Raw genomic sequence first — 13,745 nt, forward strand, 5'->3', positions numbered from 1 at the left:
CCCAGGAGAGCCCGATGAGCAGCAAGAGCAAGACCCTGGCGGTTCCGCCGCTTCCCTGGCGACCCGCCGTGCCACTGGCCGCGCTGGTGGTACGGGCCAAGGGGTTGGCGATTCCCCTGGCGGCGATCCTGCTGCTGGAGGTGGCCGTGCGTGCGGGCTGGGTGCCGGCGTACCAGATGCCGGCCCCCAGCGACATCCTGCTGACCCTGCAGGAGCTGGCGGCCGGGCCGCTGTGGGGGCATATCGGGGTCAGCCTGGGGCGCGTGGCCGCCGGGTTCGCCGTGGGTGCGTCCCTGGCGCTGGTCGCTGCTGCCTGGGTGGGTCTGAGCCGCGAGGCGGAGGCCTACCTGGAGCCGACCCTGGCCGCGTTGCGGGCGATCCCCAGCCTGGCTTGGGTGCCGCTCCTGCTGCTGTGGCTGGGCATCGACGAGCGCTCGAAGGTGGTGCTGATCGCCATCGGTGCGTTCTTCCCGGTTTACCTGAACGGGGTGGCGGCGATCCGCAACATCGACCGCAAGCTGGTGGAGGTGGGGCGCATGTACGGCTTCGGGCGGCTTCGGCTGGCCCGCCGCATCCTGTTGCCGGCGGCCCTGCCGGGGCTGTTCACGGGGTTGCGGGGTGGGCTCAGCCTGGCCTGGATGTTCCTCGTGGCGGCCGAGCTGATCGCGGCCACCCGGGGCCTGGGCTACCTGCTGACCGACGGCCGGGAAACCTCGCGGCCGGACCTGGTGCTGGCGGCGATCATCGTCCTGGCGCTGCTGGGCAAGCTCAGTGATGGGCTGCTGGCGACGTTGGAGCGGCGCCTGCTGGCCTGGCGCGATGCGTTCGCCGGCGAAGGCGGGGAGGCGCAACCATGAGCCTGCCCCTGCTGGATTTCCGCGTGCAGCGCAAGGCGTTCGCCGGGCACACGGTGCTGCAGGACGTGCACCTGCAACTGGCCGAGGGCGAGGTGGTGAGCCTGCTGGGCCCCAGTGGCTGCGGCAAGAGCACCCTGCTGCGCATCGTCGCCGGCCTGGAGCGCGACTACAGCGGCCAGGCGCTGCGCGGTGAGGGCGAGGTGGCCTTCGTGTTCCAGGAGCCGCGCCTGATGCCCTGGCTGACGGTGGCGGAGAACATCGGTTTCGCCGATGACCGGGCCTACGACCGGCCCCGGGTGGCGCAACTGATCCGCGAGGTGGGACTGGAGGGATTCGAGCAGGCCCTGCCCAAGCAACTGTCGGGCGGGATGGCCCAGCGCGTGGCCATTGCCCGGGGGCTGTATTCGCGGCCCCGGGTGTTGCTGCTGGACGAGCCCTTCAGCGCGGTGGACGCCTTCACCCGGATGAAGCTGCAGGATTTGCTGCTGGCCCTGGCTGCGCACCACGGCATTGCGTTGCTGCTGGTCACCCACGATGTGGACGAGGCCCTCTACCTGGGCGACCGCGTGCTGGTGATGGGCAGTCGCCCGGGGCGGGTGCTGGAGACGCTGGAGGTGCCGCTGGTACACCCCCGCGACCGGCGCGACCCGCTGCTGGCGCAGTTGCGTGCCGAGGCGTTGACGGCGCTGCACCGGGCCCACGCGTTCTAGTGACTCTCAGCCGGTGGTCTTGCGCCGGGGATCGGGGATGCCGGACCAGAGCTCGTCGAGGTTGCGGAAGTTCCAGTCCGCCGGGGATTCGCGGCCGACGATGCGGTCGCGGCCGGCGAGCTTGGCCAGGTCCACCACTTCCTGGGGGATCGCGGTCTTCAGTCGGGCGGAATAGAACACCTTGACCTTGGGCGTGGTGAGGGACTTCTCGTGCTGCTCCATCACCACCCCCAGGCGCCCGCTCTCCAGGCGCACCAGGGACCCGGTGGGGTAGATGCCGATGGATTTGACGAAGGCCTGGAAAACCAGCTCGTCGAAGTGGTCCTTGCTCCATTCGGCCATGCGGCGGATGGATTCGGCCGGGTCCCAGCCACGCTTGTAGGGGCGGTCGGAGGTGATGGCGTCGTAGACGTCGCAGACCGCGCCCATCTTGGCCAGCAGGCTGATCTGGTCGCCGGCCAGGCGGTGCGGATAGCCGGTGCCGTCGACCTTCTCGTGGTGGTGCAGGCAGACGTCCAGCACCAGGGCGCTGACCTGGTGGCTCTCCAGCAGGATGCGGGCGCCTTCCTCGGGGTGCTTGCGCACGCACTGGAACTCGTCGTCGGTGAGCTTGCCGGGCTTGTTCAGCACGTCCATGGGGATGGCCATCTTGCCGATGTCGTGCAGCAGGCCGGCCAGCCCGGCCTCGCGCACCTGGGCCTCGCCCAGGCCGAGCTGGCGGGCGAGGGCGATCATCAGGGCGCACACGGCCACGGAGTGCATGTAGGTGTATTCGTCGGCAGTCTTCAGCCGCGCCAGGCTGATCAGCGCATTGGGGTGGCGCAGCACCGAGTCGGAGATTTCCTGCACCAGGCCCTGGGCGTCGTCGACGCTGATGGCCTTGCCCATGCGGGCATCGCTGAACATGCTCACCACGGCGTCCTTGGCCTTGGCACAGAGCATGGCGGCACGGCTGACTTCGCTTTCCAGGTCGGCACGCTCGATGGGCGGCGCCTGCTCGGCGGCGGCCAGGCGGGCGTCGATCTCGGCTTCGGCCTCCTCGACGCTGACGCTGGGCTGGTCCTGGTGGATATCCAGGCCCTTGTCGGTGTCGATCCAGACTTCATGAACATCGCTGTTGCGGATGCGCTGCAGGTCCTTGTCGGTCTTGACCACGAACTTGGCGCGGAAGAACGGGTGGTCCATCCATGAACCGCAGAACTCCTGAACGTACATGCCCAATTGCAGGTCGGTGGTGGCGATGCGTTTGAGTGTCATGGCACTACTCTGACGGGGGAAAGGCGCTCGGCAGGGCCGGCTGACACTCACTATAGGCGGGCGATGGCCGGCTTTGAAACGCCGCCTGCAAGCTTGCACGGCTGTTCTATCTTGAGTGAAGGCGCCGCGCGGCATGCGGCGTTCCGTCTTCGCCCGACGACCGTCCGGCGGCCCAATGGCACCGTGCCATATTCGTCTAGTCTCTCTGTCAATCAGGGAAAGCGAGTAGCAGGGAATGCAGGATTCTTTCAGCTCCGAGCCGGTGATCCTGATCGTCGATGACCAGGCCAGCGACGTCCTCATCCTCAGCGAGGCGATCCGCGACCTGGCGTCCATTCATGTCGCCAACGGGGGAACGGGAACGCTGGATGTGGCGCGGGCCTGCCGCCCGGACGTGGTGCTGCTGGACATCCAGATGCCGCTGATGGACGGCTTCGAGATCTGCCGGGCGATCAAGTCGGACCCCAAGCTGCGCGGGGCCTCGGTGCTGTTCGTCACCGCCCACAGCGGGCCGGAGAACGAGTTGAAGGCGCTGGAGAGCGGTGCCCTGGGCTTCATCCGCAAGCCACTCAACCTGCCGCTGGTGCGCGCCCATGTGCGTGCCCACCTGGATTTGCGCGAGCAGGCCAAGCGGGTGGTCTGCTTCGATGCCCTGACCGGTCTGCCCAACCGCGCGCTGCTGCAGGACCGTGCGGCCCAGGCCATCCAGAAGGCCCGGCGCAGCGAGGGGCGGGTGGCGATGCTGATGCTGGACCTGGACAACTTCAAGTTCCTCAACGACACCATTGGCCACTCCACTGGCGACCAGGTGTTGCGCGAGGTGGCCCAGCGGCTGTCTGCGGCGGTGCGTTCGGTGGACACGGTGAGCCGCCAGGGCGGCGACGAGTTCGTGGTGCTGCTGCCGGACGTGCAGGGCTTCGATGCGGTAGGGGACTTCTCCGAGCGGCTGCTGGGGATCATCGCCCAGCCGCTGCTGATCAACGGCAACCGCTATGACTTGTCGGGGAGCATCGGCATCAGCTTTTTCCCCGATGATTGCGACAATTTCGAGTCGCTTTACCGCTATGCGGACGCGGCGATGTACCAGGCCAAGCAGGAGGGCCGCAACCGCTTCCGTTTCTTTTCCGAGCAGATCGAGAACAGCACCCGGGCCCGCCACATGCTCGAACGGCATATGCGCCGGGCGCTGGAGCAGCGGGTGTTCGAGGTGTTCTACCAGGCCAAGGTGGACGTCACCGACGGCCGCCCCAGCGGCGTGGAGGCATTGGTGCGCTGGCGCACGTCCGACGGGCAACTGGTGTCGCCGGCGGACTTCATCCCCCTGGCGGAGGAGACGGGGCTGATCATCCCCATCGGCAAGTTCGTGATGCTGCAGGCCTGCAACGACGCCCAGCGGATGATCGCCATGGGCTGGCCGGTTTGCATGAGCGTGAACATCTCGGCGGTGCAGTTCCGCGAGGAGAGCTTCCTGGGTATGGTCACGGCCATCCTGGAGGAGTCGGGCCTGCCGCCGAACCACCTGGAACTGGAAATCACCGAAGGGGTGCTGGCCCACGACATCGACCGTACCCGTGCCACCCTGCTGGCGCTGAAGGAGATCGGCGTGCGCATCGCCATCGATGACTTCGGCACGGGTTACTCCAGCCTGGCCTACCTCAAGCGCCTGCCCATCGATGTGCTGAAGATCGACCAGAGCTTCGTCCGCGAGATGCTCACCGACCGCAGCGATGCGGCCATCATCGAGGCTGTCATCCGCCTGGCCCAGGCGCTGGACCTGGAACTGGTGGCCGAGGGCGTGGAGTGTCCGCGCCAGGCCCGGCGTCTTCAGGAGCTGGGGTGCCGGCTGATGCAGGGCTACCTGTTCTGCCGGCCGCTGCCCTACGAGGACGCCTGTGGCTTCCTCGCCGAGCACTGTGAGCACCCGCGCTGCTGGACCACTCTGGATGGCGAGGGGGAGGCCGAGTGAGAAACCGCGGGCAGGTGTCCGTTCCACTGGTTGCCATGCTCCTCACGGCGCTGGCCGGCCTGCTGGTGACTGGCCTGCTGGCGGGGTTGCTGGAGCGCGCCAACCAGGATCGTCTGCACGAGGCCCTGCATGACGTCACCGAGCGTGCCGCAGATGGCGTTGTGAAGCGCCTGGAGCTTTACCAGTACGGTTTGCGTGGGGCTCGGGGCAGCCTGCTGACCGCTGGGGAGTGGGGCATGACGCGGGAGATCTTCCAGCGCTATGCCCGCTCCCGCGATATCACCAAAGAGTTTCCGGGTGCGCGGGGCTTCGGGTTGATCCGCCGTGTGCCGCAGGCCGAGCTGGCCGGTTTCCTGGTCAAGGCGCGGGCCGACGGGCCGGCGGATTTCGACATCCATGAACTGACGGACCATCCGGGCGAGCACTTCATCATCCAGTACATCGAGCCCCTGGCAGGCAACGAGCCCGCCATTGGCTTGGACATCGCCTCCGAGCGCAACCGCCGTGAAGCGGCCCTGTCGGCGATGCGCAGTGGTGAGGTGCGGCTGACGGCACCGATCACCCTGGTGCAGTCCCTGGGCAAGCCGCGCCAGTCGTTCCTGATCCTGATGCCGATCTACCGCAGCGGGGTGGTGCCGGCGACCGAGGCTGAGCGGGAGCGTCAGGCCATGGGCTGGAGCTATTCGCCGCTGATCACCGAGCAGGTGCTGCAGGGGCTGGAGGTGGTGGACGAGACGATGCGCCTGCGCCTGCGGGACATCACCGAGGATTCGGACGAGCCGCTGTTCTACGAGAGCGCGCCGGATTCGGCCGAGGCGCCTGAAGTCCACCAGGAGAAGGTCCTGCGGGATTTCTACGGCCGTCGCTGGGAGATCGAGCTGGCTGCGCTGCCGTCGTTTGTCGAGCGTCTGGCGCTGCCGCCTCCGGCGATGGTGTGGGTGGCGGGGACAGGGCTGAGCCTGCTGCTGGCGGCGTTGCTGGGGGCGAGCCTGATGAGCCGCCGACGCAAGCACCAGGTGCTGGCGGAGCAGGCGCGGCTGGCGGCCATCGTCGAGAACTCGGCCGATGGCATCGTCGGCCAGACCCTGGGTGGCGTGATCACCAGTTGGAACCAGGGGGCCGAGGCGATCCTCGGCTACAGCGCGGAGCAGGCCATCGGCCAGGACCTGGCCGCATTGGTGGTGCCGGAGCGCGGCCACGAGCAGGAAGAAACATTGCTGCGCCAGGCGCTGGCCGGGGAGCGCATCAGCCTCTACGAAACCCGTTACCGGCGCCAGGACGGCAGCCTGGTGCATGTGGCCCTGTCGATCGCGCCGATCCTGGATGGCCTGGGCCGGGTGGTGGGCATTTCGCGCACGGTGCGTGACATCACGGCGCAGAAGCAGGCAGAGGCGCGCATCCTCGAGCTCAATGCCAGCCTGGAGACCCAGGTGGCCGAGCGCACGGCCCAGCTGTTGCGCACCAATGTGCTGCTGGACGGCGTGCTGACCGCGGCCACCGAGGTGTCGATCATCGCCACCGACCCGGACGGGCTGATCCGGGTGTTCAACCGCGGTGCCGAGCGCTTGCTGGGGTACTCGGCCGAGGAACTGGTGGGGCGCCAGACGCCGGCGCTGCTGCATGTGACCGAAGAGGTGGTGGCCCGTGGCCGGGAGCTTTCCGCCTATTACGACAAGCCGGTGCAGGGGTTCCGGGTGTTCGTCCAGGTGCCTGAGCTGGAAGGTTCCGAGGCACGTGAGTGGACCTATGTGCGCAAGGATGGCAGCCGCTTCCCGGTGACCCTGGTGGTGACCGCGATGCGCGATGAGCAGGGGCGCATCACCGGCTACCTGGGCATTTCCCTCGACATCACCGAGCGCAAGGCCACCGAGCGGCGCCTGGCGGAGAGCCTGGCGACCACCCGTGCGGTGCTGGATACGGCGGTGAACCCGGTGATCACCTTCGATGGCGAGGGGCGCATCCAGACCTTCAACCCGGCGGGTGGCGTGGTGTTTGGGGTATCGCCCGAGCATATGGTCGGGCGCTCTATCGAGGACCTGATCGAGCCCGTGTCCCTGGAGCGCTTCCACGAACTGCTCACGGGCTACGAGCAGCCGGTGGAGGGTCTGGGGCCCAGCGGGATGGAGCTGTGGGGGCGGCGCAGTGACGACAGCGCCTTCCCCATGCAGGTCACCCTGGCACCGATGCTGGTGGGTGGCGAGCAGCGCATGGTCTGCGTGGTGACCGACCTCAGCGAGCAGCATCGCCAGCGCAAGGAGCTGGTGGCCACCCGCGACCAGCTGCTGCTGGCCTCGGAGGTGGCGGGCCTGGGCATCTGGTCGTGGTTCCTGGAGGACAACCGGCTGCACTGGAACGACCGCATGTTCGAGCTGTATGGACAGCCGCGCAGCCTGCGGGAACAAGGCCTCACGTTCGACCATTGGCGCCAGCGTGTGCACCCGGACGACATGGACCGGGTGGTGGCGCAGTTGCAAGGGGCCATCGCCGGGACCGCCGTCTATGACCCGATCTTCCGCATCGTGCGGCCGGACGGGCAGGTGCGTTACATCCAGGCGGCGGCTCAGATCGAACGGGACTCCCTGGGCCGGCCCACCCGGGTGACCGGGATCAACCTCGACATCACCGCCCAGCGCGAACTGGAGTCGCGCCTGCGGGATGCGCGTGACAAGGCGGATGCGGCCAGCGCGGCGAAGAGCTTCTTCCTCGCCAACATGAGCCATGAAATCCGCACGCCGATGAATGCGGTGCTGGGCATGCTGCACCTGGTGCAGGGCACCGGGCTGGACAACCGCCAGCTGGACTACGTGCTCAAGGCGCAGACAGCGGCGCGCTCGTTGCTGGGGCTGCTCAACGACATTCTCGATTACTCGAAGATCGAAGCCGGCAAGCTGCAGCTCGATCCGCACCCGTTCGAGCTGGAGTCGCTGATGCGCGACTTGGCAGTGGTGCTGGCGGGTAACCAGGGCGACAAGGATGTCGAGGTGATGTTCGACCTCGACGCCAACCTGCCGCTGCACCTGGTGGGGGACAGCTTCCGCCTGCAGCAGGTGCTGATCAACCTGGGTGGCAATGCCCTGAAATTCACCAGCCGTGGCCAGGTGGTGGTGGCCTTCCGTCAACTGGCCTGCGACGACTCCTCGGTGTTGCTGCAGGTGTCGATCAGCGACACCGGCATCGGCATCAGCCCGGAGCAGCTGGAGCGGATCTTCGATGGCTTCACCCAGGCCGAGGCGTCCACCACGCGCCGCTTCGGCGGCACCGGGCTGGGCCTGGTGATCTGCAAGCGCCTGGTGGAGCTGATGGGGGCCGAGCTGAAGGTGGAAAGCCGGCCGGGAGAAGGCAGCCGTTTCTGGTTCGATGTGCGGCTGGGCATCAGCGAGCCGGTCGCCGCCCTGCGCAGCGAGTGCCCGTGCGTGGATGCGCCGCTGCACCTGCTGGTGGTGGACGACAACCCGGTGGCGGGGGAGGTGCTGCTGCGCACGCTGCTGTCCCTGGGGTGGCGCAGTGAATACGTGATGTCGGGTGAGGCGGCTGTCTCGGCGGTGCAGCAGGCGGCGCGGCGGGGCGATCCGTTCGACCTGGTGCTGATGGACTGGCGCATGCCGGGGCTGGACGGGCTGGCCAGCAGCCGTGCCCTGGCGGCACTGGGGGCTGCAGCACCCCGGGTGGTGATGATCACCGCCCACGGCAGCGAGGTGCTGGCGGACCAGCAGCAGAAGGGACGGGCACCGTTTGCGGCGTTCCTCACCAAGCCGGTGACGCCCCAGCAGTTGGCCACTGCTGTGCAACGGGCGATCTGGGGCGAGGAGGGGGCGGTGGGCCAGCCTACCGCCGGTGTAGCGCGGGTCCGGCACCTTGCTGGGTTGTGCCTGCTGGTGGTGGAGGACAACGCGCTGAACCGCCAGGTGGCTTCGGAGCTGCTGATGGGCGAGGGCGCGGAAGTGATCCTGGCCGAGGGCGGCCTGGAGGGGGTGCAGACGGTGCTGGCGGAGCCGGAGCGTTTCGATGCGGTGCTGATGGACATCCAGATGCCGGACATCGATGGCCTGGAGGCGTCCCGGCGCATCCGCCTGGATGAACGGTGCCGCACCCTGCCGATCATCGCCATGACCGCCAATGCCTCGGAGCAGGACCGGCGCACCTGCCTGGAAGCGGGGATGAACGATCACGTCGGCAAGCCCGTGGACATCCAGCAACTGACCCGGGTGCTGTTGTTCTGGACCGGTGGGGCTACCCCGGCGCTACCGGAGCCTCCGCCCCCCCGACCCGCCCCGGGTGCGCAGGTGTTGCTGGAGCCGCCGGCATCGATCCTGTCGCGTTTTGCCGACAACCTGCCATTGCTGCAGACGGTGCTGGTCAGCTTCCGCGAGGAGACCGAGCGTCAGCTGGAGCAGTTGCAGCAGGCCCGTGATGATGGCGACCTGCGCGGTGTGCTGGCGGCCTTGCATGGCATCAAGGGCAGTACCGGGACGATGGGAGCCAGGGCGCTTTCACACCTGGCCATGGAGCTGGAGAGCCGGGGCCGTGGATTGACCCCGGATACGGCTGCTCCCTTCCTCGAAGACCCGAGCTGGCTGCTGCAGATGCGTGCACTGCTGGTGGAGAGCAACCAGCAACTGCTTGAGCAGTTCCAGGTGGATGCGTCGACTGGCCAGGGGCAGGAGCCCCTGCCGGCGCTGGATGAGGACGCCTGGCGTGAGGCGCTGCAGCAGACGCTGGAGCTGCTGGCCAGCGGATCGATCCAGGCGCTGGACCGCGCGCGGGAGCTTAAAGGGCGTGCTCCGGACAGCCTGCGGGAGGCGGCAGCGGCCTTTGCCGCGCGGGTGGAGCGCCTGGACTTCCAGGGCGCCCAGGCCTTGGCCCGTGACCTGTTGCCCAGTGATGCGGCGTCTTCGCCGGACTGAAGGGTATCGGGCCTGATACCGAATTCTTCTCGGCGCTGCGGAACTGGCGGGCACCGGCTCGCTCAAATCGGCACTTCAACCACTGCCGAGGTGTGAGCAGCATGCGTCTTCCCTTCAAGCCCTTCCTGGCCCTTCTGATGGTTCTGCCGTTGACCGCCTGCCTGGACAAGCAGGTGGACCAGACGGCGCTGTGCACCTTCACCTCTGACGCCGATGCACGGCTGTGCAAGGAGGGCGAGCTGGCCTGGTTCAAGCCGGCCCGCTGGGGCAACGAGCAGTTGCCGTTGAGCGTGGCGGCGGCCTATTGCGACTTCAACCATCCGGTGATGCACAACAACGCGGGGGTGATCTGCGTGTTCACCGAGAAGCGCCTGCGGCTGGTCAACGGCCAGTAAGGCGGGGGCGGGCGAGGCGGGAGTATTCCGCCCTGGTCAGCAGGTGCAAATAAAAAAGGCCTCGGTATCGCTACCGGGGCCTTGAGGCATCCGGCTGGGCCCGAGGGCCCGCCGGTGAACAGCTCCTATTAGTGGAACTGGTTCATGGTGTTGTCTTTACCGCTTGCCTTCAGAGCCGCTTCGCCAGCGAAGTACTCCTTGTGGTTGTCGCCGATGTCGGAGCCAGCCATGTTCTGGTGCTTGACGCAGGCGATGCCTTGGCGCAGCTCCTGACGCTGAACACCCTTCACGTAGGCCAGCATGCCCTCGTCGGCGAAGTAGCCTTTGGCCAGGTTGTCGGTGGACAGGGCCGCAGTGTGGTAGGTCGGCAGGGTGATCAGGTGGTGGAAGATGCCGGCGTGGGCGGAACCGTCACGCTGGAAGGTACGGATCTTCTCGTCTGCAACCTGGGCCAGTTCGGTCTCGTCGTACTCGACGCTCATCAGCTTGGCGCGGTCGTAGGCGGAAACGTCCTTGCCTTCGGCGACGAACGCGTCGAACACCTGCTGGCGGAAGTTCAGGGTCCAGTTGAAGGACGGGCTGTTGTTGTAGACCAGCTTGGCGTTCGGGATGACCTGACGGATGCGGTCAACCATGCCTTTGATCTGGCCAACGTGCGGCTTCTCGGTTTCGATCCACAGCAGGTCGGCGCCGTTCTGCAGGCTGGTGATGCAGTCCAGTACGCAGCGGTCTTCGCCGGTGCCCTGACGGAACTGGAACAGGTTGGACGGCAGGCGCTTGGGACGCAGCAGCTTGCCTTCGCGGTTGATCACGACGTCGCCGTTCTTCAGTTCGGCAGCGGAGATCTCTTCGCAGTCCAGGAAGGAGTTGTACTGGTCGCCCAGGTCGCCCGGCTGCTTGGTCACGGCGATCTGCTTGGTCAGGCCGGCACCCAGGGAGTCGGTACGGGCAACGATCACGCCGTCGTCCACACCCAGCTCGAGGAACGCGTAGCGAACGGCGTTGATCTTGGCGAGGAAGTCTTCGTGGGGAACGGTCACTTTGCCGTCCTGGTGGCCGCACTGCTTCTCGTCGGAAACCTGGTTCTCGATCTGGATGCAGCAGGCACCGGCTTCGATCATCTTCTTGGCCAGCAGGTAGGTGGCTTCCGGGTTACCGAAGCCAGCGTCGATGTCGGCGATGATCGGGACGACGTGGGTTTCGTAGCCGTCGATCTGGGCCTGTACTTCGGCTTCCTTGGCCTTGTCACCGGCGGCGCGGGCAGCGTCCAGGGCGGTGAACAGCAGGTCCAGTTCGCGGGCGTCAGCCTGGCGCAGGAAGGTGTACAGCTCTTCGATCAGGCCGGCGACAGCGGTCTTCTCGTGCATGGACTGGTCGGGCAGCGGACCGAAGTCGGAACGCAGGGCGGCAACCATCCAGCCGGACAGGTAGAGGTAGCGCTTGTTGGTGGTCTTCAGGTGCTTCTTGATGGAGATCAGCTTCTGCTGACCGATGAAGCCGTGCCAGCAGCCCAGGGACTGGGTGTAGACGGAGGAGTCGGCATCGTACTCGGCCATGTCCTTGCGCATGATGGCCGCGGTGTACTTGGCGATGTCCAGACCGGTCTTGAAGCGGTTCTGCACACGCATGCGAGCTGCGTACTCGGGGTTGATCGCGCTCCAGCTGCTGCCGTACTTCTCTTTCAGCGCGGCAACGGCTTTGATCTCGTTCTGATATGCGGACATGGTCAATCCTTCAAATGTGTATGGTTGAGCACCAACTTCCCCGTGCAAGGACCTGGAAGGCCATGGCGGGTTGCTCACCGCAGTACGCTGAGAATGTGACCAGAGCGAGTGTGAACTCGGAGGGAGGGGTTGAGACGAACGGTGCAGGCGGCTTCGGTGATCGCTACCCGTGGCGCTTTCGGCTCGTGGATGCCTTGACGCACGAATAGGGGTGAAGTTTCGTCTGCCAGTTTCGCGGTGCTTCCCCGTCCCTCAGGACAACCTCGTTCCAGTCGCAACCTCGTCGCACTGCCTTTTGGGCTACACAACACGGGTCGGCTCGTTGGTCTGGAGCACGGCCCGGAGGCCCGTTTCAGGGCCCCTGGTTAGCGGGAGCGGGGCCATCATGCGCCTCAAACAAGTGTTCGTCAAACGTTTTTGTAGTGTTTTTTTGTGACTACTACAAAAGTCGTGTGTGCGACTGGATGGTCAGTTGGAGGGGGCTCAGTCGAGGCTGTCGACCTTCAGGCGCAGGGTCATGTTTTCGCTGCCCTGGGTGGTCTGGCGGTGCAGGAAACCACTGCTGTCGCTCTGGCTGGATTCGTTGACGCCGCCGACGGTGATCCATTCGCCGAGCCGGCCGCTGACGCGGGTGTCGGTGCTCTGGATGTCGATGGCGCCCGGCTGGGACTGGCTGAGGCGGTCGCGGTTGCTGCTGAGGCTGACGTGCACGGTCTGCCCGGTGACGCTGGCGGTGACGTAGAAGCCGCGGGTGACGTTGCGGTATTCGGTGTTGGTGTAGACCTGCCCATAGGGCCCGGTGCTGGCACTGGTGATGGGCACGCTCTGGCCGACCTGGATGAGGGCGGGGTAGCCCTCGGTGGCCTGGACCTGCTGGACGCCGCCGCCCCGGCTGTCGGTGCTGCGGCGGATGATGCGCACCTGGTCGCGGCCGTTGACTTCGCCACGGCCGGCCTGGACGTCGACGCCGCCGACGCTGGCCGAGCCGTTGACGCTGTAGCCCTGGTCGTCCTGGTAGTTGCTGTCGCTGGTGTCCACCGAGATCAGCAGGCGGCGTGGGGCGGTGTCGAGCTTGTCGAGCACGCCGCGCAGTTCCTGGATCTTCTGCGGGGAGGCATTGACGATCAGCTGGTTGCCGTAGGCGCTGACCCGACCTTCGTTGCCGATCACCGACTGCACCACCGGCATCACGTCCTCGGCGGTGCGGTAGTTGAGCGGGATGACTTCGGTGGCGGCCTGCAGGGGCAGGCTCAGGGCCAGGCACAGGGCGGCGAGCAGGGCGGCGAGCAGGGCGCGTGGCGTCATAGCAGGAAACTCCGCAGGTCGGGGTCGCTGACGCTCTGGTCCCAGGCCTGGTCGAACTGGACCTGGCGCAGGCGGCAGCGGCCGGGGTCGTTGTACAGGGCGTAGCCGGCGAAGCTGTCCAGCTCCGGGCGCATCAGCAGGCCACGGTCGTCCACCTGCAGGTAGGCGCACTCTTCGCTGGCGTGGTCCGGGTTGAGCCGGCGGATCTGGCTGTTGCTGGACAGGCGGCGCACGAGGTTGAGCAGGCGGTGGCCTTCCTTCACCGGGCGGGTCACGTCGCGGATCAGGATGCGCAGGCGGTTGCGCGGGTTGGCCAGGAGGAAGCGGGTGCAGGCTGTCTGGATGCTGCTGTGGTGATAGAGCCAGGCTTCCAGGTCGGGCGTGTAGAGGTTGAGGCTGCGCTGGGCCTGTTGCAGGAGCGCCAGGGCGTGGGAGCGGGCTTCCTCGGGTTTGGCGAAGCGCTGCAGGGCGTCGTGCTGGCCGAGCACGAAGGGAGCGGGTTCCCAGGGGGCGGGTTCGCGCAGGTCCGGGACCGGGTTATGGACATCGAAACGCCCCGGTGAATGGAATTCGATGGCAGGCAGCTCGGCCTCGATCTCTTCGTTTTCCGGGACGTTCGATTCCATG

General features: G+C 66.9%; 9 protein-coding genes. 5 read left to right on the plus strand and 4 right to left on the minus strand.

All coding sequences use genetic code 11. The annotated features are described in order from the left end of the window. Positions 1-14 precede the first annotated feature (14 nt). Both PotMrB4_RS11385 and PotMrB4_RS11390 read left to right on the plus strand, forming a co-directional pair. Entirely contained in the window at positions 15-857 is an 843-nt protein-coding gene (locus PotMrB4_RS11385; RefSeq protein WP_172433307.1) for an ABC transporter permease, read from the plus strand. Continuing rightward, positions 854-1,567, plus strand: a complete 714-nt coding sequence (locus PotMrB4_RS11390) for an ABC transporter ATP-binding protein (RefSeq protein WP_172433308.1) — start codon at positions 854-856, stop codon at positions 1,565-1,567. Before PotMrB4_RS11385 ends, PotMrB4_RS11390 begins: the two co-directional genes overlap by 4 nt. A 6-nt stretch (positions 1,568-1,573) precedes the next feature. On the opposite strand, the gene PotMrB4_RS11395 is transcribed toward PotMrB4_RS11390, so the two are convergent. Next, entirely contained in the window at positions 1,574-2,824 is a 1,251-nt protein-coding gene (locus PotMrB4_RS11395) for an HD-GYP domain-containing protein (RefSeq protein WP_074972558.1), read from the minus strand. Between the two features lie 235 nt (positions 2,825-3,059). Between PotMrB4_RS11395 and PotMrB4_RS11400 the strand changes: the two genes are divergently transcribed. The 3 genes from PotMrB4_RS11400 (at position 3,060) to PotMrB4_RS11410 (ending at position 10,089) form a co-directional block, all read left to right on the plus strand. Beyond that, positions 3,060-4,790 carry a putative bifunctional diguanylate cyclase/phosphodiesterase gene (locus PotMrB4_RS11400; RefSeq protein WP_172433309.1) on the plus strand — a complete coding sequence of 577 codons (1,731 nt, stop codon included), beginning with the start codon at positions 3,060-3,062 and terminating at the stop codon, positions 4,788-4,790. A 14-nt stretch (positions 4,791-4,804) separates the two neighbouring features. After that, entirely contained in the window at positions 4,805-9,694 is a 4,890-nt protein-coding gene (locus tag PotMrB4_RS11405; RefSeq protein WP_172433310.1) for a PAS domain S-box protein, read from the plus strand. Positions 9,695-9,795: 101 nt separating this feature from the next. Then, positions 9,796-10,089 carry a hypothetical protein gene (locus PotMrB4_RS11410; protein WP_052807592.1) on the plus strand — a complete coding sequence of 98 codons (294 nt, stop codon included), beginning with the start codon at positions 9,796-9,798 and terminating at the stop codon, positions 10,087-10,089. A 128-nt stretch (positions 10,090-10,217) separates the two neighbouring features. Here the strand turns inward: PotMrB4_RS11410 and PotMrB4_RS11415 are convergent, their stop codons facing one another. From PotMrB4_RS11415 to PotMrB4_RS11425, 3 genes are all read right to left on the minus strand, one after another. Next, positions 10,218-11,813 (minus strand): isocitrate lyase, encoded by a 1,596-nt coding sequence (locus PotMrB4_RS11415; RefSeq protein ID WP_044406275.1) that lies wholly within the window; start codon positions 11,811-11,813, stop codon positions 10,218-10,220. A 483-nt stretch (positions 11,814-12,296) separates the two neighbouring features. Next, the gene (locus tag PotMrB4_RS11420) at positions 12,297-13,118 is read right to left on the minus strand and encodes a secretin N-terminal domain-containing protein (protein WP_172433311.1); all 822 of its coding nucleotides are present in this window, start codon (positions 13,116-13,118) and stop codon (positions 12,297-12,299) included. Next, on the minus strand, positions 13,115-13,744 hold the full coding sequence (locus PotMrB4_RS11425) for a DUF7931 domain-containing protein (RefSeq protein WP_172433312.1): 630 nt from the start codon (positions 13,742-13,744) through the stop codon (positions 13,115-13,117). The genes PotMrB4_RS11420 and PotMrB4_RS11425 overlap by 4 nt, the downstream gene beginning before the upstream one ends. Position 13,745 lies beyond the last annotated feature (1 nt).

The organism is Metapseudomonas otitidis (assembly GCF_011397855.1).
Lineage (GTDB): Bacteria > Pseudomonadota > Gammaproteobacteria > Pseudomonadales > Pseudomonadaceae > Metapseudomonas > Metapseudomonas otitidis.

Excerpts from the sequence above, each read along its gene's own strand:
- PotMrB4_RS11385 (WP_172433307.1), top strand. The coding sequence starts at position 15 with ATGAGCAGCAAGAGCAAGACCCTGGCGGTTCCGCCGCTTCCCTGGCGA.
- PotMrB4_RS11390 (WP_172433308.1), top strand. The coding sequence starts at position 854 with ATGAGCCTGCCCCTGCTGGATTTCCGCGTGCAGCGCAAGGCGTTCGCC.
- PotMrB4_RS11395 (WP_074972558.1), bottom strand. The coding sequence starts at position 2,824 with ATGACACTCAAACGCATCGCCACCACCGACCTGCAATTGGGCATGTAC.
- PotMrB4_RS11400 (WP_172433309.1), top strand. The coding sequence starts at position 3,060 with ATGCAGGATTCTTTCAGCTCCGAGCCGGTGATCCTGATCGTCGATGAC.
- PotMrB4_RS11410 (WP_052807592.1), top strand. The coding sequence starts at position 9,796 with ATGCGTCTTCCCTTCAAGCCCTTCCTGGCCCTTCTGATGGTTCTGCCG.
- PotMrB4_RS11415 (WP_044406275.1), bottom strand. The coding sequence starts at position 11,813 with ATGTCCGCATATCAGAACGAGATCAAAGCCGTTGCCGCGCTGAAAGAG.
- PotMrB4_RS11420 (WP_172433311.1), bottom strand. The coding sequence starts at position 13,118 with ATGACGCCACGCGCCCTGCTCGCCGCCCTGCTCGCCGCCCTGTGCCTG.
- PotMrB4_RS11425 (WP_172433312.1), bottom strand. The coding sequence starts at position 13,744 with ATGGAATCGAACGTCCCGGAAAACGAAGAGATCGAGGCCGAGCTGCCT.